This window comes from Pseudomonas botevensis, assembly GCF_019145475.1.
In the GTDB taxonomy this organism is placed as follows: Bacteria; Pseudomonadota; Gammaproteobacteria; order Pseudomonadales; family Pseudomonadaceae; genus Aquipseudomonas; species Aquipseudomonas botevensis.
The window spans coordinates 90,982-115,957 of the sequence record NZ_JAHTKI010000011.1; the positions used below are offsets into that span (position 1 = coordinate 90,982).

The window sequence follows — 24,976 nt, forward strand, 5'->3', positions numbered from 1 at the left end:
AAGACGTGGCCAGACCTGCGATTTTTTTGTTTCAGGCGTCGCTACCCATCAACCAGCGCAGTGCTTGCGGCAAGGATGTGCTCCAGTCATCCGGGAAGGAATGCCCGCCTTCATGAGTACGGGATTTGACTTCGTTGCCGTCACTGAACAGCTTGCGAAAATACGTGGCCATCTGCTGATTGCCCGCCCCTTCCAATTTGCCGTTGATCACAAACACTCTTTTGCCGTGAGCCTTGCTCACCGTTGGTGTCGGCTGCCGACCGCCAGGTGACAGCAACAGAGCGCCCGCGTAGTCATCCGGATGCTGCGCCAGCAATGCGCCTGCATGTTGTGAACCTTGAGAGAAGCCCATCAGATAGACGCGTTTGCGATCGATGCATTGCTGCGCCGCCAATTGGTTCAAGCCGTTCTGCACCGTTTGATGGGTGCCTTCGAAGCCCGGGCCGATCCAGCGAAAGCTGTCGACCGCGTTGATCATTTCTGTACCGTTGATGCCAAGGATAATGGCCCCGGTGTCCGCGAGCGGTTGATAGCTCTCATCGAGTTCACCATTGATACCGTAGCCGTGCAGCCAGACCACCACCGGACGACACGCCTTGGGCGCGGGAATATCCGCCGACGGGTTGAGCACTGAAATGGCGCCGACCTTGCCGGGAGCGATTTTCTTGTAGCGTTGCTGAGCGTTGGCCAATACGGCTTTGTAGGTGGATGTCTCGCGCAGGTCAGAAAAGTCCTCGTCGCCGGCCAACAATGGGCCGAACCACATGCCACGATCATCAGCCTCTTGCAGGAAGCGCAAGGCCAGTTTGTCATCGCCACGGCGGGCAAACAGCGCCGCGACCTGATAAGGCGCAAGCATCTGTTCGGGATCTTCACGCGTGGCCGCCAGATAAACCGCAATGGCCTGCAACGTGTCGGTGTCTTCGAGCTTCTCGGCCCGCGCCATCAATTCAGGAACATCGTCGGCATTGATCAACGCGGTGACCACCGGGCTCAGCGCCTGGAACGCGATATCTTCGGCGTCCAGCGGTTCGGCGGCGTGCAGAAAGGGAGTGACGAGGGTCATGGCCGTGGCCAGAGAAAAGCCAAGTAGCGTCTTCACGCTGATCTTCCTTGATACAAAAACGGGGCGGCAGTCTATCGACGCCGCCCCGATTCGTCATCACCGCAATACCAACCGGGGTGATTCAGTTCCCGTCAGGCCGCCACCCCCGCATCCGCCCGCAGATCCAGCGCCTCCACGGCTTTGATCGCCACCTGTTCATCGACATCCGACAGATCGCCGCTGATGCCGATCGCTCCCAGCACGTTCCCCGCCTGATCCCGGATCAGCACACCGCCCGGTGCCGGCACGACGCTGCCCTGCCCCATGCTGTTGAGCGCGGCGATGAATGCCGGGCGTTGTTGCGCGTCCAGCGCCAGCAGGCGTGAGCCCTTGCCCAGCGCAATGGCGCCCCAGGCTTTGCCGATGGCGATGTTCGGGCGCAGCAGGCTGGCGCCGTCTTCACGTTGCAGGGCAATCAGGTGCCCGCCGGTATCGAGTACCGCGATGGTCAGCGGCGCAGCGGAGATCGCCCGCCCTGCGCTGATGGCTTCACTGACCAGGTTGACTGCGACTTTCAAGGTTAAAGCGCTCATGGTGCCGTCCTCATTTTGTTATTGGAAAGCGGTGGGGCTGCGCGCTTTTGTCGCGTGACGTGCCGCAACCCGATGCAACAAATAGAACACAATGAATTATTTTTTTGTATACAATAATTTTCGAAAAGCGCCTCATGCGACGAAAAGCCACAGCAGAACAGGCTTCCGACGAATGAAACAGCTGCTTGAGAAAATGGATTGACCTGCGCCATCCGCCGTGAATACACTCTGCGCAAAGCCACTTGTATACAATTACAAAACGTAAAGAGGCACAAAACCATGAGCAAAATGAGAGCAATCGAAGCCGCCGTTCTGGTGATGCGCCGTGAAGGGGTTGATACCGCTTTTGGCATTCCGGGTGCTGCGATCAACCCGCTGTACTCCGCCCTGCAAAAAGTCGGCGGCATCGATCACGTCCTCGCGCGCCACGTTGAAGGCGCCTCGCACATGGCCGAGGGCTACACCCGCACCAAGGCCGGCAACATCGGCGTGTGCATCGGCACCTCCGGCCCGGCCGGCACCGACATGGTCACCGGGCTCTACAGCGCCTCGGCCGACTCGATTCCAATCCTGTGCATCACCGGCCAGGCCCCCCGCGCCCGCCTGCACAAGGAAGACTTCCAGGCTGTCGACATCACCAGCATCGTCAAGCCAGTGACCAAGTGGGCGACCACTGTTCTGGAGCCGGGCCAGGTGCCTTACGCGTTCCAGAAGGCCTTCTATGAAATGCGCTCCGGTCGTCCAGGTCCGGTGCTGATCGACCTGCCGTTCGACGTGCAGATGGCCGAAATCGAATTCGACATCGACGCCTACCAGCCGCTGCCACTGGCCAAGCCGAGCGCCACCCGCGTTCAGGTCGAGAAGGCCCTGGCCATGCTCGATCAGGCCGAGCGTCCATTGCTGGTGGCCGGCGGCGGCATCATCAATGCCGATGCCAGCGAGCTGCTGGTTGAGTTCGCCGAGCTGACCGGCATCCCGGTCATCCCGACCCTGATGGGCTGGGGCACCATCCCGGACGATCACCCGCTGATGGTCGGCATGGTCGGTCTGCAGACGTCGCACCGCTACGGCAACGCGACAATGCTCAAATCCGACGTGGTGCTGGGCGTCGGCAACCGTTGGGCCAACCGTCACACCGGTTCGGTGGATGTCTACACCGAAGGCCGCAAGTTCATTCACGTCGACATCGAACCGACCCAGATCGGCCGCGTGTTCACCCCGGACCTGGGTATCGTCTCCGACGCTGCCGCCGCGCTGACCGTATTCATCGAAGTCGCCCGCGAATGGCAAGCCGCCGGCAAACTGAAGAACCGCAGCGCCTGGCTGCAGGATTGCCAGCAGCGCAAACAGAGCCTGCAACGCAAGACCCACTTCGACAACGTGCCGGTCAAGCCGCAGCGCGTTTACGAAGAAATGAACCAGGTGTTCGGCAAGGACACCTGCTACGTCAGCACCATTGGTCTGTCGCAGATTGCCGGCGCGCAGTTCCTGCACGTCTACAAGCCGCGTCACTGGATCAACTGCGGCCAGGCCGGCCCGTTGGGCTGGACCATTCCGGCGGCGCTGGGCGTGGTGAAGGCCGATCCGAACCGTAAAGTCGTGGCCCTGTCGGGGGACTATGACTTCCAGTTCATGATCGAAGAACTGGCTGTCGGGGCTCAGTTCAAACTGCCGTACATCCACGTTGTGGTGAACAACTCGTACCTGGGGCTGATCCGTCAGGCCCAGCGCGGGTTCGATATGGACTACTGCGTGCAGTTGTCCTTCGATAACCTGAACGCGCCGGAACTCAACGGTTATGGTGTCGATCACGTCGCGGTCGCCGAAGGCCTCGGTTGCAAGGCGCTGCGTGTGTTCGAACCGGCTGACATCGCCCCTGCCCTGCGCAAGGCCGAAGAGCTGATCGAAGAGTTCAAGGTGCCGGTGATTGTCGAGATCATCCTGGAGCGTGTGACCAACATCTCCATGGGGACCGAGATCAACGCCGTCAACGAATTCGAAGACCTGGCGCTGGTCGGTAACGATGCGCCGACGGCGATTTCGTTGCTCGACTGACTGCTTTCAGCTCCCTCTCCCTCGGGAGAGGGCTGGGGTGAGGGGATGGTTTTGTGCCATTCGCGGAATCCGGGGCCAACCCGAATTCCCCTCACCCTAGCCCTCTCCCCCAGGAGAGGGGACTGACCGCGTCGAATTCAAATCTGTTTTAGGAGACCACCATGCCGCGTTTCGCAGCCAACCTGTCCATGCTGTTCACCGAACAGGATTTCCTTGCCCGTTTCGACGCCGCCGCCAAGGCGGGTTTCAGTGGTGTCGAATACCTGTTTCCGTACGATTTCAGCTCCGCCGAAATCAAAGCCAGGCTCGATGCCAATGGCCTGACCCAAGTGCTGTTCAACCTGCCGGCCGGTGACTGGGCCAAAGGCGAGCGCGGTATCGCGTGTCTGCCGGACCGGGTCGAAGAGTTCCGCGCCGGGGTCGATCTGGCAATCGCTTACGCGCAGGTGCTGGGCAACACCCAGGTCAACTGCCTGGCCGGCATCCGTCCGCAAGGCGTGGACGATGCCACCGTGGAAAAAACCTTCGTCGCCAACCTCAAGTACGCCGCCGACAAGCTGCAAGCGGCGGGCATCAAACTGGTGATGGAAGCGATCAACACCCGCGACATTCCGGGTTTCTACCTGAACAACACGGCGCAGGCCCTGTCGATTCGCGAGCAGGTCGGCAGCGCCAATCTGTTCCTGCAATACGACATCTACCACATGCAAATCATGGAAGGTGACCTGGCCCGCACCCTGCAATCGCACCTGGGCGAAATCAACCATGTGCAACTGGCGGACAACCCGGGGCGCAACGAGCCGGGCACCGGCGAGATCAACTATCGCTTCCTGTTCGAGCACCTGGACCGCATCGGTTATCAGGGCTGGGTCGGCTGCGAATACAAACCGCTGACCACCACTGAAGCGGGCCTCGGCTGGCTGAAAACCCACAACGCAATCTGAAGCAGAACCTGGTGGGATTGGGTTTGTTCGCGAATGCGGTGGTTCAGTCCGCACGGATGTCGAGTGTTCCACCGCATTCGCGAGCAAGCCCGCTCCCATAAAGCAGCAGCTCCCCCATTTGCTTGAGCAAGACAAAAACAAGAGGATTTTCTCATGGCTAAAATCGGATTCATCGGCACCGGCATCATGGGCCACCCAATGGCGGCGAACCTGCAGAAAGCCGGTCACAGCCTGTTCCTGTCCGCCCACCACGACGCCGCCCCGGCCGATCTGGTGGCCGCTGGCGCCGTCGCCCTGACCAACCCGCGCGATGTGGCCCAGGAAGCCGAATTCATCATCGTCATGGTGCCGGACACCCCGCAGGTCGACGACGTGCTGTTCCGCGCCGACGGCGTTGCCGCCGGTATCGGCAAGGGCAAGGTCGTGATCGACATGAGTTCGATCTCGCCGACCGCCACCAAGGCCTTCGCCGCGAAGATCAACGAGAAAGGCGCGCAATACCTCGACGCGCCGGTGTCCGGCGGTGAAGTCGGCGCCAAGGCCGCGACCCTGAGCATCATGGTCGGTGGCGACGCCGATGCCTTCGAACGCGCGCTGCCGCTGTTCCAGGCCATGGGCAAGAACATCACCCTGGTCGGCGGCAACGGTGACGGCCAGACCGCCAAGGTCGCCAACCAGATCATCGTCGCCCTGAACATTCAGGCCGTGGCCGAAGCGCTGCTGTTCGCCTCCAAGAACGGCGCCGATCCAGCCAAGGTGCGTGAAGCATTGATGGGCGGCTTCGCCTCGTCGAAGATCCTCGAAGTGCACGGTGATCGCATGATCAAGGGCACCTTCGATCCGGGCTTCCGCATCAGCCTGCACCAGAAAGACCTGAACCTGGCCCTGCAGGGCGCCAAGGAACTGAACATCAACCTGCCCAACACCGCCAACGCCCAGCAAGTGTTCAGCACCTGCGCGGCCATCGGTGGCAGCAACTGGGACCACTCGGCGCTGATCAAGGGCCTGGAACACATGGCCAACTTCTCGATCCGCGATAAGCAGTAAACCCCTGCCCCGCTTTCCATGTGGGAGCGGGCTTGCTCGCGAAGGGGGCGTGTCAGTCGGCATGGAGATTGACTGACCCACCGTATTCGCGAGCAAGAACGTTCCCACAATGGATCTGAGTTGCCCTTTCGAATAACAAGAATTCCGGGAGCCCGTCATGTCGGTCGATCCGCAACAACTGCTGCGCGAGCTGTTTGCCACAGCCATCGACGCGGCCCATCCGCAACACGTCCTCGAAGCCTATTTGCCAACTGACCGCACCGGTCGCGTGATCGTCATCGGCGCCGGCAAGGCCGCCGCCGCGATGGCCCAGGTGGTCGAGCGTTGCTGGCAGGGCGAAGTCAGCGGCCTGGTGGTGACCCGCTACGGTCACGGCGCGCCGTGCGAAAAAATCGAAGTGGTCGAAGCCGCGCATCCGGTGCCGGACGCCGCCGGCCTGGCCGTGGCGAAGCGGGTGCTGGAACTGGTCAGCAACCTGAGCGAAGACGACCGGGTGATTTTCCTGCTCTCCGGTGGCGGCTCCGCGTTGCTCGCGCTGCCGGCCGAAGGCATCACCCTGGCCGACAAGCAGTCGATCAACAAAGCCCTGCTCAAGTCCGGCGCGACCATCGGCGAAATGAATTGCGTGCGCAAGCACCTCTCGGCGATCAAGGGCGGACGCCTGGGCAAAGCCTGCTGGCCGGCGACTGTTTACACCTACGCCATTTCCGATGTGCCGGGCGACCTCGCCACGGTCATCGCCTCCGGTCCGACCGTGGCCGACCCGAGCACCAGCGCCGAAGCCCTGGCAATCCTCAAGCGCTACGGCATCGACGTCCCGGCCTCGGTGCGCAACTGGCTGAACAGCCCGGAATCGGAAACCGTCAAACCCGGCGACCCGAGCCTGGCCCGCAGCCATTTCCAGTTGATCGCCCGCCCTCAGCAATCGCTGGAAGCAGCGGCGGTGAAATGCCGCCAGGCCGGTTTCAGTCCGCTGATCCTCGGCGATCTGGAAGGCGAATCCCGCGAGGTAGCCAAGGTCCACACCGGTATCGCCCGGCAGATTATCCAGCATGGTCAACCGCTGGCGGCGCCGTGCGTGATTCTCTCCGGCGGCGAAACCACGGTCACCGTGCGCGGTAATGGCCGTGGCGGACGCAATGCCGAATTCCTCCTCAGCCTGACCGACAGTCTCAAGGGTCAGCCCGGCGTCTACGCCCTGGCCGGTGACACCGACGGCATCGACGGTTCGGAAGACAACGCCGGCGCGATCATGACCCCGGACAGCTACGCCCGTGCCGCCGCCCTGGGCCTGAGCGCCAGCGACGAACTGGATAACAACAACGGCTACGGCTATTTCGAGGCGCTCGATGCGCTGATCGTCACCGAGCCGACCCGCACCAACGTCAACGACTTCCGCGCCATCCTGATTCTCGAGAGCCCTAAATATGACGCCTGACAAAAAAGTCAAAATCCTCGCCACCCTCGGGCCGGCGGTCGATGGCATCGACGACATCCGTGAGCTGGTCGAGGCCGGGGTCAACATCTTCCGGTTGAACTTCAGCCACGGCGACCATGCCGACCACGCCAAGCGCTATCAGTGGATCCGCGAAGTCGAGCGCCAGCTCAACTATCCGCTGGGGATCCTGATGGACCTGCAAGGGCCGAAGCTGCGGGTCGGCAAGTTCGCCGAAGGCAAGGTGCAATTGCATCGCGGCCAGGCGTTCCGCCTGGATCTGGACGCCACGCCGGGCGACCAGCGCCGGGTCAACCTGCCGCATCCGGAGATCATCGCCGCCCTGGAGGCCGGCATGGATCTGCTGCTGGACGACGGCAAGCTGCGCCTGCGGGTGGTGAGCAAATACGCCGACGCGATCGACACTACCGTGCTCAACGGCGGCGAACTGTCGGATCGCAAAGGGGTGAACGTGCCGCAAGCGGTGCTCGACCTGAGCCCGCTGACCGCCAAGGATCGCCGCGACCTGAGCTTCGGCCTGGAGCTGGGCGTGGACTGGGTCGCGCTGTCGTTCGTGCAGCGTCCGGAGGATATCCGCGAAGCCCGTGCGCTGATCGGCGACAAGGCCTTTCTGATGGCGAAAATCGAGAAGCCGTCGGCCGTCGAACAACTGCGGGAAATCGCCGAGTTGAGCGACGCGATCATGGTTGCCCGGGGTGACCTGGGCGTGGAAGTGCCGGCCGAGAGCGTGCCGCAAATCCAGAAAAACATCATCACCACCTGCCGCCAGCTCGGCAAACCGGTGGTGGTGGCGACGCAGATGCTTGAGTCGATGCGCTTCTCCCCAGCCCCGACCCGTGCCGAAGTCACCGACGTCGCCAATGCCGTGGCCGAAGGTGCCGATGCGGTGATGCTGTCGGCAGAAACCGCCTCGGGCGAATACCCGCTGGAAGCCGTGCAGATGATGAGCAAGATCATCCGCCAGGTGGAGAACGGTCCGGATTACCAAACCCAGCTCGACGTCAGCCGGCCGAAAGCCGAGGCCACCGTGTCCGACGCCATCAGTTGCGCGATCCGCCGCATCAGCAACGTGCTGCCGGTGGCGGTGCTGGTCAACTACAGCGAGTCCGGCAGCTCGAGCCTGCGCGCCGCGCGGGAACGGCCGAAGGCGCCGATCCTCAACCTGACGCCGAACCTGCAGACCGCGCGCCGCCTGAGCGTGGCCTGGGGCATTCACTCGGTGGTCAACGATCGGCTGCGTCAGGTCGACGAAGTCTGCTCGACCGCTCTGGAAATCGCCCAGGCGCAAGGCATGGCCGAACGCGGCGACACGTTGTTGATCACGGCCGGTGTGCCGTTCGGGCAACCGGGATCGACTAATTCGCTGCGGATCGAAACATTGATTTAAGTAACACCTGTGTGGCGAGGGAGCTTGCTCCTGTCGCTCGGCATGACGGTTTCCAAAAAGAGACACCGCATCCACCGGACCGGGGCCAGCTAAAGCCCCACGGGAGCCGCGCCCTCGCCACAGAGTTTTGCAAGACCTTTTGATTTTCCTCCTGCCCAGATTTTCCAGACATGCCTGCCAACCACTTCAACACCCACTGCCCTGACTGGGCCGAGGCTTTGCTCAACGGCTTCAGTCAAATCTTCCTCCAGCGCCACCCGCTGTGTGGCCTGCTGTGCCTGCTGGCGATTCTGCTGACCGCACCTGTGCTGTTCGCCGGCGCGCTGCTGGGCGCGGTCGCCGGTTTGCTGACCGCGCAACGCCGCAACTACGCCAAGGCTGATCGCCAGGCCGGGTTGTTCAGCTACAACGGCGTGTTGCTCGGCCTGTTGCTGAGCCTGTATTTCCCCTGGTCGCCGATGCTGCCGCCGCTGATTCTGGCGGCCGGCGGCCTCAGTGCGATGGTCACTCAACAGTGGCTCAAGCGCGCTCGCCTGCATCATTGGCTGCCCGCCTACACCGCGCCGTTCGTTCTGCTGAGCTGGGTGTTTCTGTGCTTCGCTGAGCCGTCGGCCGCCGCGCCGCCGCTGGAATTGAACACGCCCAATCTGCTCGGCGCCGCGTTGAAAGGACTCGGCCAGGTGATGTTCCTCGACCATCCGCTGGCCGGTGCGCTGATCGGTGTCGGCCTGCTGCTCGCCGATCGTCGCGCCTTTTGCTGGGTGCTGCTGGCGTCGCTGATCGGCCTCGGCTCCAGCCTCGCCCATCACGACAGCCAGACCGCGCTGTCGGGTCTGGGCGGCTACAACGCGGTACTCGCCGCCCTCGCCTTCAGCACCCGGCGCCAGCAACCCTGGTTGCCGCTGCTCGGCATTGCCCTGGCGTTGCTGCTGACGCCGCTGTTCAGCGCCATTGGCCTGGCGACCCTCACGGCACCGTTCATTCTCGCCTGCTGGCTGCTGCGCACCGGCACCCGGCTGATGCGCCAGCCCGAGGTGAACGCCGCGCCTTGCGCTCATGGGGAGAATCAACCTAGGCTGCGCTGACCTTTGATTCAGGCGTTATCCATGGACAGCAGCAAGCACTGGCGTGAACAGCTTTACGTCATGATTTTCCAGACTGACACCCGCGCCGGGCGGCGTTTCGACGGCATCCTGTTGTTGATCATCCTCGCCAGCCTGGTGATCGTGATGCTCGACAGCATCGACAGCGTTCATCGCAACTACGCCGACGTGCTGGCGTACATCGAATGGGGCTTCACGATCATTTTTGCCGGCGAATACCTCCTGCGCCTGTACTGTTCGCCCAAGCCGCTGCGGTACGCGTTCAGCTTCTACGGGCTGGTGGACCTGCTGGCGATCGTGCCCGGGATTCTCGCCCTGTATTACAGCGATGCGCAGTACCTGCTGATTATCCGGATCATCCGGATGCTGCGGATTTTCCGCGTGCTCAAGCTCAGCCCGTACCTCAAGCAAGCCAACTATCTGATGTCGGCCTTGCGTGGCAGCAAGCAGAAGATCGTGGTGTTTCTGGTCAGCGTCTGCACCCTGGTGACGGTGTTCGGCACCCTGATGTACGTGATCGAAGGCCCGGAACACGGCTTCACCAGCATCCCCAAAGGCATTTACTGGGCTATCGTCACCCTGACCACCGTGGGCTTCGGCGACATCGTGCCGAAGACGCCGCTGGGCCAAGTGATTTCCTCGCTGGTGATGATCACCGGTTACTCGATCATTGCCGTGCCCACCGGGATTTTCACCGCCGAACTGGCCAACGCCATGCGCGGTGAGCAACTGCAACACGACTGCCCGGTGTGCGAGAAAAAAAGCCATGAACAGAACGCGGCATTCTGTTCGCGGTGCGGCAATCAGCTGTTCAAGAAAATGGAATAAGCAAAGAGCTTTTTAATCTTTAAGCGACTATGCGTGCCCCGTTTATAGTCGCTGGCAAATGGCTGTCATCTCTGTAAAAAACACCCCCACAGAACAAGGAATGCGCAGTGAAAAAACTCTTTGGCGCCTCACTTCTCGCCGCCGGTCTTGCCTTCGGCAGCGTGGCTCAAGCCGCACCGACCCTGCTGAACGTTTCCTACGACGTGATGCGCGATTTCTACAAGGACTACAACACTGCGTTCCAGAAACACTGGCAAGCCGAACACAACGAAAACATCACCGTGCAGATGTCCTTCGGCGGCTCGAGCAAACAGGCGCGCTCGGTCATCGACGGCCTGCCGGCGGATGTCATCACCATGAACATGGCCACCGACATCAATGCCCTGGCGGACAACGGGCAACTGGTGCCGAAAGACTGGGTCACGCGCCTGCCGAACAACAGCGCGCCGTTCACTTCGGCCACCGTGTTCATCGTCCGCAAGGGCAACCCGAAAGCCCTTAAAGACTGGCCGGACCTGCTCAAGGACGGGGTGCAGGTGATCGTGCCGAACCCGAAAACCTCGGGCAACGGCCGCTACACCTACCTGTCAGCCTGGGGCTACGTGCTGAAAAACGGCGGTGACGAGAACAAGGCCAAGGACTTCGTCGGCAAACTGTTCAAACAGGCGCCGGTGCTCGATACCGGCGGCCGTGCCGCCACCACCACGTTCATGACCAACCAGATCGGCGACGTGCTGGTGACCTTCGAAAACGAAGCGGAAATGATCGCCCGCGAGTTCGGCCGCGACCAGTTCGAAGTCATCTACCCAAGCGTCTCCGCCGAAGCCGAGCCGCCCGTTTCGGTGGTCGACAAAGTGGTCGACAAGAAAGGCTCCCGCGCCGCCGCCGACGAATATCTGAAGTACCTGTGGTCGCCGGAAGGCCAGGAAATCGCTGCCGCCAACTACCTGCGCCCGCGTGATGCAGCGGTGCTGGCGAAATACACCGACCGCTTCCCGAAAGTCGACTTCCTCTCGGTGGAAAAAACCTTCGGTGACTGGCGCACCGTGCAGAAGACCCACTTCAACGATGGCGGGGTCTTCGACCAGATCTACACCAACAAGTAAGCGCTGAGCGGCAATGAAAAAGGCGACCGTCAAGGGTCGCCTTTTTTGTTGCCCAGCAAATATCCGCTCCCCCAGGAATGGCTACATCGGCGGGGTGACGCCATCCTTCCCCGCCGAAATCGACTGCGCCGTCAGCGTGCCGTCCGCGCTCTGGGTCACGAAGGTAACGATCTTCACCCCGACCTTGAGCAAGCTGCGATCCCCCGGCAGCAGGTTGACGATCGGCACGTCCACCGGCACGAGGATCTTTTGCTGCCCGCCCTTGTAGTTGACGGTCAGCACCCGCCCGTTGCTCACCACCAGGTCGCCGACACTGCCATTGGTCATGCTGCTGCCCTTGGCCAGGTCGAACGGGCGATGGCCGTCGCCGCTGCCGGCCAGTTCCGGCGGGAATACGTGGACCTCCAGCGCCTTGAGCGTGCCGTCCTCCTGAGGAATGGCCGCCGAGCCGATGTAGCTGCCGGGTTTGATGTCTTCGATATTGGCGAGGGTGACAGCGCGCACCCGGGTGTCCTGGGTGAGCTGGATCACCACGTTTTCACCGCTGTTGACGTGGACTTTCAGGGCATCGGCGCTGACCCCGGTGATCTCGCCGCGCACACCGATGCGCATGCCGGGGGCATCGGCGGCCTGTACGGTGGACGCGGCCAGCAGGCCGATCAGGGCAATCGTGGTGCTGTGGCGAAGCAACTGACGGAACATCGCGATCCTCCGGTGACGAATGATGAAAACTCCAGCCACAACATAAGCACGCTATCGAACAAGATGTAAGTGAATGTATCATCGGCGCTCGACGGTCGGACGCAAAGTCCACCGATGGACGATAACCACCCGGCCGCCACTCATTCCGCAACGGAATAATTGATATCAAACGAAAGCGTCTTCCGCCGGCCCCACCCGTCCCTTAGCCTCACCGCACTCTTTTTCGCTGGATCGAGAACCCTATGACCGCCACAACTCACGCAATGACCCGAGGCATGGTGCTGCTGTTCGCTTTCTGCTGCGGCGCCATCGTTGCCAACATCTACTACGCACAGCCGATCATCGGCCTGATCGCGCCGGACATCGGCCTGACCGACACCATGGCCAGCTTCATCGTGTCGCTGACCCAGATCGGCTATGCCCTGGGCCTGTTCTTTCTGGTGCCGCTGGGCGACCTGCTGGAAAACCGCCGCCTGATGATCCTCACCACCGTGGTGGCGATTGCCAGCCTGCTCGGCGCGGCGTTCACCGATCAGCCGAATGTGTTCCTGCTGATTTCGTTGCTGGTGGGCTTCAGTTCGGTGTCGGTGCAGATCCTGATTCCACTGGCCGCGCACCTGGCGCCGGAGGAATCCCGTGGCCGCGTGGTTGGCGGGATCATGGGCGGTCTGCTGCTGGGGATCCTGCTGGCGCGGCCGGTATCGAGCGTGGTGGCCGACCATTTCGGCTGGCGGGCGATGTTCATGATCGCGGCCGCATTGATGGCGGCAATCAGCGTGGTGCTGGCGCTGACGGTGCCCAAGCGCCAACCGGATCACAGCGCATCCTACGGCCAGTTGATCGGTTCGCTGTGGACGCTGCTGTGCCAGCAACCGCTGCTGCGCCAACGTGCGTTTTACCAGGGCTGCATGTTCGCCACTTTCAGCCTGTTCTGGACCGCCGTACCGCTGGAGCTGGCACGTAACCATGGCCTGTCCCAGAGTCAGATCGCGATCTTCGCCCTGGTCGGCGCCATCGGTGCCATCGCCGCGCCCATCAGCGGACGCCTGGCGGATGCCGGCCACACCCGCATCGCCTCGTTGCTGGCCATGCTGTTCGCCAGCCTGAGCTTCCTGCCGGCCTTCATCCACCCGGCCTACAGCGTGATCGGCCTGGCGGTGACCGGCGTGGTTCTGGACTTCTGCGTGCAGATGAACATGGTGCTCGGCCAGCGCGCGGTCTATTCCCTCGACGCCAAGAGCCGTGGACGTCTCAACGCGCTGTACATGACCAGCATCTTCATCGGCGGTGCCTTCGGCTCCTCGATCGCCAGCGCGGTGTATGAACACGGCGGCTGGCTGTGGATCGTGATCGTCGGCAGCGCGTTTCCGTTGCTGGCGCTGCTGCGCTTCCTCAGTGCGGCGCAACGGCCGTCACTGGCGACCGCGTAACCCCTTCCCCATCGCGGGTCCATCGACCCGCGAGGCCAGAGGCAAGGATGCCTGCTCAATAGCGAACCAGTTTTTCCATCGCCGCATCCGCCAGGAAGGAGGAGCGGCTTTTGACATTGTGCTCTCGCACATAACGGTCAATCCGCTGAATCACGTACCCGGGCAACGTCACATTGACCTTCTCGGTCTTGCCCAGATAGGGCGAGATATCCAGCTCCAACATCCCCCAGCCCATCTCTGCGAATTCAGGGTTGTTGCGATGCGCCGCCGCAGAGGTCGGCAGGGGAATCGTCTCTCCATCTGCGGCGATCTCCTGCAACAGGATGTGCGCAATCTCGACGGCGGCGTTATAGGCATCTTCAAAGGTGTCCCCGGCCGTGACAGCACCAGGAATATCGGGGATCTGAATACCGATGGCAGTTTCCTCATCGCCCCACTCGATACAGATTGGGTATTGCATTATGGATCTCCTGTGTAACTGGCTGGCGGGCTGTACAGCCCGGCACGCTTCCTGATGCTTTTGACCGTCCCCAGTGGCAAATCCTTTTTCGGGTGAGGAACGGGGATCGTGTACGAGCTGTAACGGTGAGTGAAGATGTGATGACTGCCGGTGACTCGATCCAGCGTCCAGCCTGCCTCCTCCAGCTCCTTGATCAATAACCTGCTTTGCACCAACCGCCTCCTTGCTTCGGCTCAATAAAAATAACTCTAGAGTTATCTTTACTCAAGCACAGAAATCCGCAGAACGACGTCCGGTTGTTTTACAGCATGTAAGCCCTCCGCCCATTCCCCCCAAGCATGAATGCTATGCCCCCCGCCCGCGTTCTCCTTCGCGCGCTGCACGGTCACTCTTGAACCCGGCCACTACCGGCTGTTCCCGAGGACAATCCACATGACACTGCAAGCCCGACTCGATGCCTTCAAAGCCGATTTCAAGGCCGGCAAACCACCCTACAACGCGCCCGCCGATATCCATCCGGTGATGGAACGCGCCACGACTGAATTGATCGCGTCCGGTGCGGCAAGCCGTGCGCTGAAGGTGGGTGACAAGGCGCCGCTGTTCACTCTCAAGGACCCCGATGGCCATCCGGTTTCGTCGGCGGATCTGCTGGCTCAGGGGCCGTTGGTGTTGACGTTCTACCGTGGGGTCTGGTGCCCGTACTGCAATCTGGAGCTGCAAGCGCTCCAGGCGTTTCTGCCGTCGATCCGCCAGGCGGGGGCCAGCCTGCTGGCCATTTCGCCACAGATCGCCGCCAACAGTCGCAAGTCGCAGCGGATCAATGGGCTGGGTTTCCCGATCCTCAGCGACTCGCACAATGAAGTGGCGGCGGCGTTCGGTCTGCGCTTTGAATTGCCGGATTATCTGATCGAGTTGTACAAGAATCTGCGCAATGACCTGCCGACGTTCAACGACGATCCTTCATGGACTTTGCCGATGCCGGCGCGTTATGTGATCGGTCAGGATGGCGTGATTCGTTACGCCGAGGTCAACCCGGATTACACTCAGCGACCCGAGCCGGAAGCGATGCGGGATGCATTGCGCGGCTGAGCCGGTCAGAGGCTCGATTGCCGACCTTCACTTGGCAAAAACGCGTTCTGACCGGTACTGAAAATCCCCCGAGGGAGCAAGTCCCTACGGGGGCTCGTCGAACACTGCAAGTTTGCGCAAGGATCTGGGATGGACCGCCTCTCCGCTATGGAAACCTTCGTCTACGTCGTGGAAACCGGGTCGTTTTCCGCCGCCGCCCGGCGCCTGAATATCGGTCAGCCGGCCGTCTCGAAAACCATCGCGCACCTGGAAACCCGACTGGCCGTGCGTCTGTTGCTGCGTTCGACCCGAGGCCTGACCCCGACCGAGGCCGGACTGGCGTTTTTCGAACGGGCCAAACGTGCCCTCGAAGAAGCCGACGAGGCCGACAACGCTGCCCGGGGCGCCGCCAGCGGCCTGAGCGGCAACCTGCGCATCAGCGCCGCCGTGACCTTCGGCCGCCTGCACATCGTTCCGCACCTGGGACCCTTTCTCGATCAGCATCCGCAGTTGAACATCGACCTGATGCTCGATGATCGCAACATCAATCTGGTCGAGGAAGGCATCGATGTCGCCCTGCGCATGGGCGCGCTCACCGACTCGGGCCTGACCGTCCGCAAGGTCGCCGACTGCCGTCGCGTGGTACTCGGCACCCCCGCCTACTTCGCCAGACACGGCGAACCCACCTGCCCCGCCGACCTGAGCAAACACCAGGCCGTCGTCTACAACCTGGGCGGCGGCAACACCTGGCAATTCGCCAAAGACCTGGAAAAACAATCAGTGATCATCAGCGGGCGCATCCGCGTCAGCGCCGCCGAAGGGGTTCGCGAAGCCGTGCTGGCCGATCAGGGCCTGACCCTGGCCTCGGAATGGATGTTCGCCCCGGAACTGGCCGACGGCTCGGTGAAGACCGTGATGGACGACTGGACACTGCCGGACCTGGACTTGTGGGCGGTGTTTCCAACCGGCCGCATGGCCAGCGCCAAGGCGCGGGCGTTTGTTGAGTATGTGCAGGGGTTGTTGACCAAAGAGGTCTAAACGGCACGCTGTTTCGTTTATTGCGATTTTCGTTTGATTCGAATACTGTTCCGGCATCCCCTCTTGGAATGCTGGAACAACACCATGCCCACTGTTATCCACCCCTCGCTCAATCTTCCCGCAGAACGCGAAGTGAAAGCTGCCATCGAAGGCCAGCGTGCCCTGGCAGCCTACCTCGCCACTCATTTCGAAACTCAGCACATCCAGATATTCGACGAGCAGAACGAGGCTCATCGCGTCGAACTCCCCACCTCGGCCCTGCGTCTGCTGATCGATATTCTCGCGGAGCTGGCAGAAGGCAACGCGGTAAAGGTCGTCCCGGTGCATGCAGAACTGACCACGCAGGAAGCGGCCGACCTACTCAACGTCTCACGCCCACACCTGATAAAGCTGTTGGAAAACGGTGAGTTGTCCTACCACAAAACCGGCAAGCACCGACGTGTGCGTTTTGCCGATCTGATGGACTATAAAAACCGGCGCGACACCGCCAGCGAGCAGGCAATGGCGCTTCTCGCAGAGCAGGCACAGGCTTTAAGGACTGGATACGAGTGAGGCATTCTTCTTTCACCGCAGTATACGATGCATGTGTGCTGTACCCCGCCCCGCTGAGAGATTTTCTGATGTGGCTGGCTCTCTCCGGAAGATTCCGGGCGCGATGGACCAAGGAGATTCACAGCGAATGGAAACGCAATCTGTTGAAGAATCGAACAGACCTGACGATGGAACAACTGGATCGCACGTCCGCGTTGATGGATCGAGCGATTCCCGATGCTTGTGTTGATGACTACGAAGACCTGATTGCCGGACTGACACTACCCGACAGCAATGACCGCCACGTTCTGGCAGCAGCCATACGCTGTGGCGCCAGCGTGATCGTGACCTTCAACCGGAAAGACTTTCCCGACGCTGCGCTTCAACCGTTTGGTGTCGAAGCGCAACATCCCGACGAGTTCGTCGACAACCTCTTCGATCTTGATCCTGTATCCGTTGTCATGGCGGCCCAAAAGCAGCGTCGCCAACTGAAAATGCCGACCATGGAAGTAGAGCCGTTTCTGGACCTTCTGCAACGCCAGGGTCTGGTTCAGTCAGTCAAGGCATTGAGCGGCTATCGGGCAATTCTCTGAGTCCTTGTTGCCCACACCAGACAGCAAAACGGCGATCCATGGATCGCCGTTTTTCATTCACTCTCCGAACTGTTTGCCCAACCCCGCCGGCACGCCGTGGATGTTGGTGTCTTCCCACGGCCCGTTGGGGCTGATCGAGCGGCTCCAGCCGTTGTTCCAGCGGAAGTAGGTGCGCTGACGGTAGAAAGTATTGGGTTGGTCATCGAGGACGTAGACGCCCAGCTTCTGGTCCCAGTGGCTGTTGCCGCCTGGTGGCGGGGCGAAGCTGGCGGAGGTGCGGGGTGCCGGTTTGGCGGGTTTGACCGGAACTCCCGGTTTACCCGGCGTCGGCGAAGTCGACGGTGTGGGGCGAGGTTGCGACGGCGGGATCGGCGGCAGGTTGGTCGTCGGTTCCGGGCGTTGCACCGCACATGCGCTCAAGCCCAGGGCCAGTGTGAGGACTGTGATTCGGGCGATGGCGTTCATGGCGGTGCGTTCCTGTTTGGCGCCGGTTATTTGTCCGGGCTGTCGATGGTCAGTGTTTGTGGCGCGGTGGTGTTGCTGGCCAGCGGCCCGCTGCGACCCACCCACTCACCGGCAGTCGGCTGACCGGCCCGGGAGATGCGCGCAACCAGTTGGACTTCAGGGAAGTTCGACAGTTTCAATTGCGGCATCATGGCGTCGGCATCGCCCAGCTCGACGGTCACCGGCAGGTCGGCGACAGTCAGGCGCTTGGCCGCCAGGGGCGCCGGTGGGCCGGAAACGGCGCGGGCGAAGATGAACACGCTGTCGCCCGGCTGAACCTTGCCCTTGAGTTCGCTGGCCAGGTTCACGCTGACCTTGAGCAAGGCTGCCGCCTTCGCGGCCGGCGCCTGGGCGACCTTGCCGCCACTGGCTTGCAGCTTCTCCGTGGCACGGGCGATACCGCCCTGCAAGGCTTCACGGGATTTGTCTTCCGGCGGCAGCTGCGCCAACAGACGATTCCAGTAATCGATGGCTTGCTGATAACGCTCGCCTTCGAATGCGGCGATGCCGAGCAGGCCGAGGCTGGTGACTTCTTTCGGATCGGCCTTGAGCGCTTCGTCGGTCAGGGCCTGGACCTTGTCCGACCACTTCTTGCCGTCGGCGAAATACTGGGCCTGCGCCCACTGGCCGAGCAGCTCCGGCTGACGACCGGCGAGATTGACGGTGCGCTCGAACATTTTCGCCGCGTCCGCCGGGCGATCCTGGGCCATGTAGGTACGACCCAGGAAATACAGGCCTTCGGCGGAATCCGGTTGCGCCGCCACGGCACGCTCCAGACGACGGGTCATCTCTTCCATCGACTGCGGCGCCTGGGCGAATTCACGGGTCAGCTCAACCTTGTCGCTGGCACCAAAATGCAGATACAGCCCCAGCCCCAATACCGGCACCAACAGTGCCGCCAGCAACGGCAACGGTTTGCCCAGACGGGAAACCCGCGCCGGAGCCACACCTTCGGTATCGGCGAGCAGTTCGCGGGCCGCTTCGGCGCGGCCGCTGTCCATTTGCGCGGCGTCGAGCACACCTTCGGCCTGTTGCGCCTGCAACTCGGCGACACGCTCCTGATACAGCGCAACGTTCAGGGCAGTACGATCCTCTTCCCGCTGGGCACGGCGACCACGCAACACGGGGATCAACAAGAAACTCAGGGCGACCAGAAGCAACAGCCCTGCGGCGAGCCAGAAATCAATCATTCTTGGTTTTTATCCAACAGTTGGTCGAGGCGCTGACGCTCTTCGGTGGACAGCGAATCAGGAGTCGCGGTGCGTTGCCCGCGACGACGGCGGACAATCATCGCAATCACCACGAACCCGCCGAGCAACAGGCCGGCCGGGCCGAACCAGAGCAATGCGGTCTTGGCATTGAGCGCCGGTTTGTAGCGGACGAAATCACCGTAGCGGTCGACCATGAAGTCGATGATCTGCTGATTGTCCTTGCCCTCGCCGAGCATGCGAAAAATCTCTTTGCGCAGGTCGGCGGCGATCGGCGCGTTGGAGTCGGCGATGTCCTGGTTCTGGCACTTGGGGCAGCGCAGTTCCTTGGTCAGCTCGCGAAAACGTTCACGGTCGCCCTCTTTGGCGAACTCGTAGGTGTCGATCGCCGCGTGAGCCACGCCGGCCAGACTCAACCCCAACACCACAGCAGCGAGAAAGCGCTTCATGGCTTGGCCTCATCGACCAGCGCCTGATACTTGGCCGCCAGTTTTTCGCGCCAGACCTGCTCGTCGATCACCCCGACGTACTTGTCGCGGATGATGCCCTTGGCATCGATGAAAAAGGTTTCCGGCGCACCGTAAACGCCGAGGTTCAGGCCCAGGGAGCCTTCATCGTCGCGGATGTCTAGCTGGTACGGATTGTGGAACTCGGCCAGCCACTTCAACGCATCGGCATTGGTGTCCTTGTAGTTGATGCCGTAGATCACCACGCCGCGCTCGGCGAGTTTGTTCAGCACCGGATGCTCGACCCGGCAGGAAATGCACCAGGTGCCCCAGACGTTGACCAGCGCCGGTTTGCCGAGGATGTCGGCGCGGGTCAGGGTCTTGTCACCCTGCACCGCCGGCAGCGAAAACTCCGGGAATGGTTTGTTGATCATCGCCGACGGCAGCTCCGCCGGGTCCAGGTACAGACCGCGATAAAGGAATACCGCCACCAGCAGGAAAATCGCCAGTGGCACCAGCATCAACCAACGTCTCATGCAGCGGCTCCTTCCATGCCCAGCGCTTCACGCACCCGGCTTTTGACTTTGACCCGGTAACGCCGATCCAGCGCCGCGAGCAATCCGCCGAGACCGGTCAGCAGGCCGCCGAACCAGATCCAGCGCACGAACGGTTTGACGTGGACCCGCACCGCCCAGGCGCCATCGCCCAGCGGCTCACCGAGAGCGACGTAGAGGTCGCGGGTGAAACCGGCGTCAATCCCGGCCTCGGTCATCATCGAACTCTGCACCGTGTACAGGCGTTTTTCCGGGTGCAATACGCTGACTTCCTGGCCGTTGCGGATCACCCGTACAGTGCCCTTGTCAGAGGTGAAGTTCGGCCCTTCGAAGTGCTTGGCACCTTCGAACACGAACTGGTAACCGGCCAGCTCCATTGACTCGCCCGGCGCCAGACGCAGGTCGCGCTCGGCACTGTTCTGGCTCGACAACACTACACCCAGCGCGCATACCGCGATCCCCAGGTGCGCGAGCTGCATGCCCCAGTAACTGCGGGTCAGGCTCGGCAGACCTTTGATCAGGCCTTTGTGGCGGGTCTTGTCGAAGATGTCGCGAACACCGGCCAGCAGCACCCACGCCGCCAGCATGAAGGTCGCGAGCACCGCCCAGTTGAAATCACCGTAGGCGACCCCCGCCACCACCGACAGCGCGGCGCTGCCCAGCAGCACCGGGGTCAGCATGCTCACCAGCCATTTCACCGGGGTGTCTTTCCAGCGCACGATCACGCCGACGGCCATCACCACCATCAGCAACGCCATCAACGGAATGAACAGCGCGTTGAAGTACGGCGGGCCGACCGACAGCTTGGCGCCGCTGATCGCATCCAGGACCAGCGGGTAAAGAGTGCCGAGCAGAATCATCGACGCCGCCACCACCAGTACCAGGTTGTTGCCCAGCAACAGGGTTTCCCGCGACCACAGGTTGAAACCGACCTGGCTCTTGACCACCGGCGCACGCAAGGCGAACAGGGTCAGCGAACCGCCGACCACGAACAGCAGGAAGATCAGAATGAACACGCCGCGTTCCGGATCCGAAGCGAACGCGTGGACCGAAGTCAGCACCCCGGAACGCACCAGGAACGTCCCGAGCAGGCTGAGGGAGAACGCGGCGATCGCCAGCAACACCGTCCAGCTCTTGAACACGCCGCGTTTTTCCGTGACCGCCAGCGAGTGAATCAGCGCGGTGCCCACCAGCCAGGGCATGAACGAGGCGTTTTCCACCGGGTCCCAGAACCACCAGCCGCCCCAGCCGAGTTCGTAGTAGGCCCACCACGAACCGAGGGTGATACCGATGCCGAGGAACGCCCAGGCAACGATGGTCCATGGACGCGACCAGCGTGCCCACGCCGCATCGAGGCGACCGCCCAGCAAGGCAGCGATGGCGAAGGCGAACGCCACCGAGAAACCGACGTAGCCCATGTAGAGCATCGGCGGATGGACGATCAGGCCGATGTCCTGCAGCAGCGGGTTGAGGTCACGACCGTCGGCCGGAATCTGTGGCAAGATTCGCGAAAACGGGTTCGAGGTCAGGATCAGGAACAGCAGGAAACCGGTGCTGATCATGCCCATCACCGCCAGCACCCGGGCGAGCATGACCTGGGGCAACTGCCGGGAGAATACCGACACCGCGAAGGTCCAGCCGCCGAGGATCAATGCCCACAGCAGCAACGAACCTTCGTGGGCGCCCCACACCGCGCTGAACTTGTAGTACCACGGCAAGGCACTGTTGGAGTTCATTGCCACGTAGGCGACGGAGAAATCATCGGTCATGAACGCGTAGGTCAGACAGCCGAAGGCGAACAGCAGAAACGCAAACTGCCCCCACGCGGCCGGTTGCGCCAGCCCCATCCACAAGCGGTCGCCGCGCCAGGCACCGAGCAGGGGCACCACGGCCTGCACCAGCGCCAGGCACAGCGCCAGAATCATCGCCAGATGACCCAGCTCCGGAATGAAAATGGTCGAAGTCATCGATCAACCCTCCTTCGCAGGCGTCGGCGCGGATTGACCGCTGTCCTTGAGCGCCTTGGTGACTTCCGGCGGCATGTACTTCTCGTCGTGCTTGGCCAGCACCTCGTCGGCGACCACCACGCCGTCGGCGTTGAGCTTGCCGAGGGCGACGATGCCCTGTCCTTCACGGAACAGGTCCGGGAGGATGCCGCGATAGGTGATGGTCACCGACTTGTTGAAATCGGTGACGATGAATTTCACGTCCAGCGAGTCCGAAGAGCGCTGCAGCGAGCCCTTCTCGACCATGCCGCCGGCACGGATGCGCGTGTCCTGCGGTGCTTCGCCGTTGGCGATCTGGGTCGGGGTGTAGAACAGATTGATGTTCTGCTGCAGGGCGCTCAGGGCCAGGCCGACGGCAGCGCCGACCCCGACCAGAATCGCCAGAATGATGATCAGACGTTTTTTGCGCAGCGGATTCACTTGCCGTTCTCCCGGCGCAGACGACGCGCCTCTTGTTGCAGATACCGCTTGCGGGCCAGGATCGGCGCCGCCACGTTGAGGGCCAGCACCGCCAGGCAGATGCCGTAGGCCGACCAGACATACAGGCCGTGATGGCCCATGGCGAGGAAGTCGCCGAATGACGCGAAACTCATCGAGCGGCCTCCAGGCTGTTCTGCACTTCTTCTTTCACCCAACTGGCGCGGGCCTCGCGCTTGAGCACTTCAAGGCGCATGCGCAGCAGCAATACCGCGCCGAAGAAGCAGTAGAAACCCAAAGCCGTCAGCAGCAGCGGCAGCCACATTTCCACCGGCATCGCCGGTTTTTCGGTGAGGGTGAAGGTTGCGCCCTGATGCAGGGTGTTCCACCACTCCACCGAGTATTTGATGATCGGGATGTTGATCACGCCGACGATCGCCAGTACCGCACAGGCCTTGGCGGCACTGTCGCGGTTGCTGATGGCGTTGCCCAGGGCGATCACGCCGAAGTACAGGAACAGCAGAATCAGCATCGAGGTCAGGCGCGCGTCCCAGACCCACCACGAACCCCAGGTCGGCTTGCCCCAGATCGCCCCGGTGACCAGCGCCACGGCGGTCATCCACGCGCCGATCGGGGCGGCGCATTGCAGGGCGACGTCGGCCAGTTTCATCTTCCACACCAGCCCTACAACACCGCACACCGCCAGCATCACGTAGATCGATTGGGCGAGCATCGCGGTAGGTACGTGGATATAGATGATGCGAAAGCTGTTGCCTTGCTGATAGTCCGGCGGCGCAAAGGCCAGGCCCCAGATGACGCCGACAGAGATCAGCAGCAACGCCGCAATACTGAGCCACGGCAGCATTTTGCTGCTGATGCCGTAGAACCACTTGGGCGAGCCGAGCTTGTGAAACCAGGTCCAGTTCATACTGTTTCCATCACGGGTGCGCTTCGCTATGAAACGCCTGGGTCTTTGCTGATCAAATTTTGATCAGACCTCATCATTATTCGCCGACGCTGATCTTCAGGCCAGCCGCTATTGCAAAAGGTGTCAGGGTTATTGCCAGGGCGGTCAGGCTACCAAGCCACAACAGATAACCAATCGCCGGCATGCCCTGCAACGCCGCCTGCAAGGCGCCACTGCCCAGGATCAACACCGGGATGTACAACGGCAGAATCAGCAGCGCCAGCAACAGGCCACCGCGTTTCAGACCGACCGTCAGCGCCGCGCCCACCGCGCCGAGCAGACTCAGCACCGGCGTCCCCAGCAGCAATGACAGCAGCAGAACCGGCAGGCAGGCGGCCGGCAATCCGAGCATCAAAGCCAGCAAGGGCGAGAGCAAAACCAGTGCCAGCCCGGAAAAAAGCCAGTGTGCCAGCACCTTGGCCAAGACCAGAAGTGGCAGGGGGTGCGGCGAAAGGACCCACTGTTCCAGGGATCCATCCTCGAAATCACTGCGGAAAAGCCCGTCCAGCGAGAGCAGGACCGACAAAAGCGCCGCCACCCAGACTAACCCCGGGGACAAGTTTTGCAACACTTGTGTCTCCGGGCCGACGGCCAGCGGGAACAAGGCAATGACGATGGCGAAGAAAATCAGCGGATTGGCCAGCTCCGCCGGGCGGCGGAACAGCAGTCGGGATTCACGGGCAACCAGCAGGCCGAACACACTCATACCGCCCAATTCCCCAGATCGATGTCGCGATAACCGGCCGGCATCCGGCTCAGGGTGTGGTGGGTGGTCAACACCACCATGCCGCCGCGCTCGCAGTGCCCGGCCAGATGCGCTTCAAGTTGCGCCACGCCCTGCTTGTCGAGGGCGGTGAACGGTTCGTCGAGAATCCACAGCGGCGGACTGTCCAGATACAGGCGCGCCAACGCCACGCGGCGCTGCTGGCCGGCAGACAGACTGTGGCAGGGAACATCTTCGAAACCGCGCAATCCAACCGCCGCCAGGGCCTGCCAGATTGCCTCGCGTCCGGCCGGTTGATGCAGGGCGCAGAGCCAGGACAGGTTTTCTTCCGGGGTGAGCAGATCCTTGATCCCGGCGGCGTGGCCGATCCACAGCAGGTTGCGCGCCAGTTCGCCACGCTGCTCGTTCAACGGTTGACCGTTGAGCAAAACCTGACCGCCGGTCGGCTGCATCAGCCCGGCCAGCAGGCGCAGCAGACTGGTCTTGCCGCTGCCGTTGGGGCCGCTGATCTGCACCATATCGCCACTGGCCAGTCTCAATTCGAGATTTTCGAAGAGCAGCCTCAAATCTCGCTCACAAGCGAGGGCGACGGTTTGCAGGACAGGGCTGGTCAAGGGATCACGGGCCTTATACGGTTCAAGTCGGCTCTGGCGCGGCCGTTAAAGTGATGCAGCATAGATGCAAAAACGGCTTGATCTAGAGAGCTGCGTCAAACAAATGCAATGTTTTAGCCACTCTCGGAAAGACGGGCGGCATTATACATG

General features: G+C 62.0%; 28 protein-coding genes. 13 read left to right on the plus strand and 15 right to left on the minus strand.

What is annotated here, in order from left to right; genetic code table 11:
* Positions 1-31: 31 nt before the first annotated feature.
* Together KVQ74_RS16065 and KVQ74_RS16070 are read right to left on the minus strand one after the other, a co-directional pair.
* Positions 32-1,102 (minus strand): alpha/beta hydrolase-fold protein, encoded by a 1,071-nt coding sequence (locus KVQ74_RS16065; protein WP_217832159.1) that lies wholly within the window; start codon positions 1,100-1,102, stop codon positions 32-34.
* A gap of 95 nt (positions 1,103-1,197) precedes the next feature.
* Positions 1,198-1,638: a GlcG/HbpS family heme-binding protein gene (locus tag KVQ74_RS16070; protein WP_217832160.1), complete on the minus strand. Its 441-nt coding sequence runs from the start codon at positions 1,636-1,638 to the stop codon at positions 1,198-1,200.
* Positions 1,639-1,917: 279 nt separating this feature from the next.
* Here KVQ74_RS16070 and gcl point away from each other — a divergent pair, with 279 nt between their 5' ends.
* The 8 genes from gcl (at position 1,918) to KVQ74_RS16110 (ending at position 11,564) form a co-directional block, all read left to right on the plus strand.
* The gene (gcl, locus tag KVQ74_RS16075; protein WP_217832161.1) at positions 1,918-3,693 is read left to right on the plus strand and encodes a glyoxylate carboligase; all 1,776 of its coding nucleotides are present in this window, start codon (positions 1,918-1,920) and stop codon (positions 3,691-3,693) included.
* A gap of 161 nt (positions 3,694-3,854) precedes the next feature.
* Positions 3,855-4,637 carry a hydroxypyruvate isomerase gene (gene hyi, locus KVQ74_RS16080; protein ID WP_095050211.1) on the plus strand — a complete coding sequence of 261 codons (783 nt, stop codon included), beginning with the start codon at positions 3,855-3,857 and terminating at the stop codon, positions 4,635-4,637.
* A gap of 153 nt (positions 4,638-4,790) precedes the next feature.
* Complete coding sequence (locus tag KVQ74_RS16085) at positions 4,791-5,684, plus strand: 2-hydroxy-3-oxopropionate reductase (RefSeq protein WP_217832162.1); 894 nt, start codon at positions 4,791-4,793, stop codon at positions 5,682-5,684.
* A gap of 157 nt (positions 5,685-5,841) precedes the next feature.
* The gene (locus tag KVQ74_RS16090; protein ID WP_217832163.1) at positions 5,842-7,122 is read left to right on the plus strand and encodes a glycerate kinase type-2 family protein; all 1,281 of its coding nucleotides are present in this window, start codon (positions 5,842-5,844) and stop codon (positions 7,120-7,122) included.
* On the plus strand, positions 7,112-8,527 hold the full coding sequence (gene pyk, locus KVQ74_RS16095) for a pyruvate kinase (protein WP_217832164.1): 1,416 nt from the start codon (positions 7,112-7,114) through the stop codon (positions 8,525-8,527). Before KVQ74_RS16090 ends, pyk begins: the two co-directional genes overlap by 11 nt.
* Positions 8,528-8,697: 170 nt before the next feature.
* A complete protein-coding gene (locus KVQ74_RS16100; RefSeq protein ID WP_217832165.1) occupies positions 8,698-9,612 on the plus strand; it encodes an urea transporter in 915 nt (304 codons plus the stop codon).
* Between the two features lie 21 nt (positions 9,613-9,633).
* Positions 9,634-10,458, plus strand: coding sequence for an ion transporter (locus tag KVQ74_RS16105; RefSeq protein ID WP_217832166.1), 825 nt, complete (start codon positions 9,634-9,636; stop codon positions 10,456-10,458).
* Between the two features lie 107 nt (positions 10,459-10,565).
* Positions 10,566-11,564: a sulfate ABC transporter substrate-binding protein gene (locus tag KVQ74_RS16110; RefSeq protein WP_217832167.1), complete on the plus strand. Its 999-nt coding sequence runs from the start codon at positions 10,566-10,568 to the stop codon at positions 11,562-11,564.
* A gap of 81 nt (positions 11,565-11,645) precedes the next feature.
* On the opposite strand, the gene KVQ74_RS16115 is transcribed toward KVQ74_RS16110, so the two are convergent.
* Positions 11,646-12,266 carry a DUF5666 domain-containing protein gene (locus tag KVQ74_RS16115; protein ID WP_217832168.1) on the minus strand — a complete coding sequence of 207 codons (621 nt, stop codon included), beginning with the start codon at positions 12,264-12,266 and terminating at the stop codon, positions 11,646-11,648.
* 242 nt (positions 12,267-12,508) lie between these two features.
* Between KVQ74_RS16115 and KVQ74_RS16120 the strand changes: the two genes are divergently transcribed.
* Positions 12,509-13,696, plus strand: coding sequence for an MFS transporter (locus KVQ74_RS16120; protein WP_217832169.1), 1,188 nt, complete (start codon positions 12,509-12,511; stop codon positions 13,694-13,696).
* A 55-nt stretch (positions 13,697-13,751) separates the two neighbouring features.
* Here KVQ74_RS16120 and KVQ74_RS16125 read toward each other — a convergent pair whose 3' ends face one another.
* Positions 13,752-14,156 carry a type II toxin-antitoxin system HicB family antitoxin gene (locus KVQ74_RS16125; protein ID WP_217832170.1) on the minus strand — a complete coding sequence of 135 codons (405 nt, stop codon included), beginning with the start codon at positions 14,154-14,156 and terminating at the stop codon, positions 13,752-13,754.
* Positions 14,156-14,368, minus strand: a complete 213-nt coding sequence (locus KVQ74_RS16130) for a type II toxin-antitoxin system HicA family toxin (protein WP_217832171.1) — start codon at positions 14,366-14,368, stop codon at positions 14,156-14,158. The genes KVQ74_RS16125 and KVQ74_RS16130 overlap by 1 nt, the downstream gene beginning before the upstream one ends.
* Before the next feature lie 220 nt (positions 14,369-14,588).
* Here KVQ74_RS16130 and KVQ74_RS16135 point away from each other — a divergent pair, with 220 nt between their 5' ends.
* The 4 genes from KVQ74_RS16135 to KVQ74_RS16150 all read left to right on the plus strand — a co-directional run bounded on the left by KVQ74_RS16135 (position 14,589) and on the right by KVQ74_RS16150 (position 17,386).
* Positions 14,589-15,245, plus strand: a complete 657-nt coding sequence (locus tag KVQ74_RS16135; RefSeq protein ID WP_217832172.1) for a peroxiredoxin-like family protein — start codon at positions 14,589-14,591, stop codon at positions 15,243-15,245.
* A 129-nt stretch (positions 15,246-15,374) separates the two neighbouring features.
* Entirely contained in the window at positions 15,375-16,262 is an 888-nt protein-coding gene (locus KVQ74_RS16140) for a LysR family transcriptional regulator (RefSeq protein ID WP_217832173.1), read from the plus strand.
* 84 nt (positions 16,263-16,346) lie between these two features.
* The gene (locus tag KVQ74_RS16145) at positions 16,347-16,814 is read left to right on the plus strand and encodes a helix-turn-helix domain-containing protein (RefSeq protein WP_217832174.1); all 468 of its coding nucleotides are present in this window, start codon (positions 16,347-16,349) and stop codon (positions 16,812-16,814) included.
* Positions 16,811-17,386, plus strand: coding sequence for a PIN domain-containing protein (locus KVQ74_RS16150; protein ID WP_217832175.1), 576 nt, complete (start codon positions 16,811-16,813; stop codon positions 17,384-17,386). Before KVQ74_RS16145 ends, KVQ74_RS16150 begins: the two co-directional genes overlap by 4 nt.
* Before the next feature lie 57 nt (positions 17,387-17,443).
* Here the strand turns inward: KVQ74_RS16150 and KVQ74_RS16155 are convergent, their stop codons facing one another.
* The 10 genes from KVQ74_RS16155 to ccmA all read right to left on the minus strand — a co-directional run bounded on the left by KVQ74_RS16155 (position 17,444) and on the right by ccmA (position 24,826).
* Positions 17,444-17,851: a hypothetical protein gene (locus tag KVQ74_RS16155; RefSeq protein WP_217832176.1), complete on the minus strand. Its 408-nt coding sequence runs from the start codon at positions 17,849-17,851 to the stop codon at positions 17,444-17,446.
* A 26-nt stretch (positions 17,852-17,877) separates the two neighbouring features.
* Positions 17,878-19,080 carry a c-type cytochrome biogenesis protein CcmI gene (gene ccmI, locus KVQ74_RS16160; protein ID WP_217832177.1) on the minus strand — a complete coding sequence of 401 codons (1,203 nt, stop codon included), beginning with the start codon at positions 19,078-19,080 and terminating at the stop codon, positions 17,878-17,880.
* Positions 19,077-19,547: a cytochrome c-type biogenesis protein gene (locus KVQ74_RS16165; protein ID WP_217832178.1), complete on the minus strand. Its 471-nt coding sequence runs from the start codon at positions 19,545-19,547 to the stop codon at positions 19,077-19,079. Before KVQ74_RS16165 ends, ccmI begins: the two co-directional genes overlap by 4 nt.
* Positions 19,544-20,080, minus strand: a complete 537-nt coding sequence (locus KVQ74_RS16170; RefSeq protein WP_085611514.1) for a DsbE family thiol:disulfide interchange protein — start codon at positions 20,078-20,080, stop codon at positions 19,544-19,546. Before KVQ74_RS16170 ends, KVQ74_RS16165 begins: the two co-directional genes overlap by 4 nt.
* Positions 20,077-22,065, minus strand: a complete 1,989-nt coding sequence (locus KVQ74_RS16175) for a heme lyase CcmF/NrfE family subunit (RefSeq protein ID WP_217832179.1) — start codon at positions 22,063-22,065, stop codon at positions 20,077-20,079. The genes KVQ74_RS16170 and KVQ74_RS16175 overlap by 4 nt, the downstream gene beginning before the upstream one ends.
* Before the next feature lie 3 nt (positions 22,066-22,068).
* On the minus strand, positions 22,069-22,524 hold the full coding sequence (gene ccmE / locus KVQ74_RS16180; protein WP_217832180.1) for a cytochrome c maturation protein CcmE: 456 nt from the start codon (positions 22,522-22,524) through the stop codon (positions 22,069-22,071).
* A complete protein-coding gene (ccmD, locus tag KVQ74_RS16185) occupies positions 22,521-22,697 on the minus strand; it encodes a heme exporter protein CcmD (protein ID WP_008055370.1) in 177 nt (58 codons plus the stop codon). The genes ccmE and ccmD overlap by 4 nt, the downstream gene beginning before the upstream one ends.
* Positions 22,694-23,449 carry a heme ABC transporter permease gene (locus tag KVQ74_RS16190; RefSeq protein WP_217832181.1) on the minus strand — a complete coding sequence of 252 codons (756 nt, stop codon included), beginning with the start codon at positions 23,447-23,449 and terminating at the stop codon, positions 22,694-22,696. Before KVQ74_RS16190 ends, ccmD begins: the two co-directional genes overlap by 4 nt.
* 76 nt (positions 23,450-23,525) lie before the next feature.
* Complete coding sequence (ccmB, locus tag KVQ74_RS16195) at positions 23,526-24,194, minus strand: heme exporter protein CcmB (RefSeq protein WP_007959235.1); 669 nt, start codon at positions 24,192-24,194, stop codon at positions 23,526-23,528.
* Complete coding sequence (gene ccmA, locus KVQ74_RS16200) at positions 24,191-24,826, minus strand: cytochrome c biogenesis heme-transporting ATPase CcmA (RefSeq protein WP_217832182.1); 636 nt, start codon at positions 24,824-24,826, stop codon at positions 24,191-24,193. The genes ccmB and ccmA overlap by 4 nt, the downstream gene beginning before the upstream one ends.
* Positions 24,827-24,976 lie beyond the last annotated feature (150 nt).

Coding starts and splice junctions, on each gene's coding strand:
- KVQ74_RS16070 (WP_217832160.1), bottom strand. CDS start 1,638: ATGAGCGCTTTAACCTTGAAAGTCGCAGTCAACCTGGTCAGTGAAGCC.
- gcl (WP_217832161.1), top strand. CDS start 1,918: ATGAGCAAAATGAGAGCAATCGAAGCCGCCGTTCTGGTGATGCGCCGT.
- hyi (WP_095050211.1), top strand. CDS start 3,855: ATGCCGCGTTTCGCAGCCAACCTGTCCATGCTGTTCACCGAACAGGAT.
- KVQ74_RS16085 (WP_217832162.1), top strand. CDS start 4,791: ATGGCTAAAATCGGATTCATCGGCACCGGCATCATGGGCCACCCAATG.
- KVQ74_RS16090 (WP_217832163.1), top strand. CDS start 5,842: ATGTCGGTCGATCCGCAACAACTGCTGCGCGAGCTGTTTGCCACAGCC.
- pyk (WP_217832164.1), top strand. CDS start 7,112: ATGACGCCTGACAAAAAAGTCAAAATCCTCGCCACCCTCGGGCCGGCG.
- KVQ74_RS16100 (WP_217832165.1), top strand. CDS start 8,698: ATGCCTGCCAACCACTTCAACACCCACTGCCCTGACTGGGCCGAGGCT.
- KVQ74_RS16105 (WP_217832166.1), top strand. CDS start 9,634: ATGGACAGCAGCAAGCACTGGCGTGAACAGCTTTACGTCATGATTTTC.
- KVQ74_RS16115 (WP_217832168.1), bottom strand. CDS start 12,266: ATGTTCCGTCAGTTGCTTCGCCACAGCACCACGATTGCCCTGATCGGC.
- KVQ74_RS16120 (WP_217832169.1), top strand. CDS start 12,509: ATGACCGCCACAACTCACGCAATGACCCGAGGCATGGTGCTGCTGTTC.
- KVQ74_RS16125 (WP_217832170.1), bottom strand. CDS start 14,156: ATGCAATACCCAATCTGTATCGAGTGGGGCGATGAGGAAACTGCCATC.
- KVQ74_RS16135 (WP_217832172.1), top strand. CDS start 14,589: ATGACACTGCAAGCCCGACTCGATGCCTTCAAAGCCGATTTCAAGGCC.
- KVQ74_RS16140 (WP_217832173.1), top strand. CDS start 15,375: ATGGACCGCCTCTCCGCTATGGAAACCTTCGTCTACGTCGTGGAAACC.
- KVQ74_RS16145 (WP_217832174.1), top strand. CDS start 16,347: ATGCCCACTGTTATCCACCCCTCGCTCAATCTTCCCGCAGAACGCGAA.
- KVQ74_RS16155 (WP_217832176.1), bottom strand. CDS start 17,851: ATGAACGCCATCGCCCGAATCACAGTCCTCACACTGGCCCTGGGCTTG.
- ccmI (WP_217832177.1), bottom strand. CDS start 19,080: ATGATTGATTTCTGGCTCGCCGCAGGGCTGTTGCTTCTGGTCGCCCTG.
- KVQ74_RS16165 (WP_217832178.1), bottom strand. CDS start 19,547: ATGAAGCGCTTTCTCGCTGCTGTGGTGTTGGGGTTGAGTCTGGCCGGC.
- KVQ74_RS16170 (WP_085611514.1), bottom strand. CDS start 20,080: ATGAGACGTTGGTTGATGCTGGTGCCACTGGCGATTTTCCTGCTGGTG.
- KVQ74_RS16175 (WP_217832179.1), bottom strand. CDS start 22,065: ATGACTTCGACCATTTTCATTCCGGAGCTGGGTCATCTGGCGATGATT.
- ccmD (WP_008055370.1), bottom strand. CDS start 22,697: ATGAGTTTCGCGTCATTCGGCGACTTCCTCGCCATGGGCCATCACGGC.
- KVQ74_RS16190 (WP_217832181.1), bottom strand. CDS start 23,449: ATGAACTGGACCTGGTTTCACAAGCTCGGCTCGCCCAAGTGGTTCTAC.
- ccmB (WP_007959235.1), bottom strand. CDS start 24,194: ATGAGTGTGTTCGGCCTGCTGGTTGCCCGTGAATCCCGACTGCTGTTC.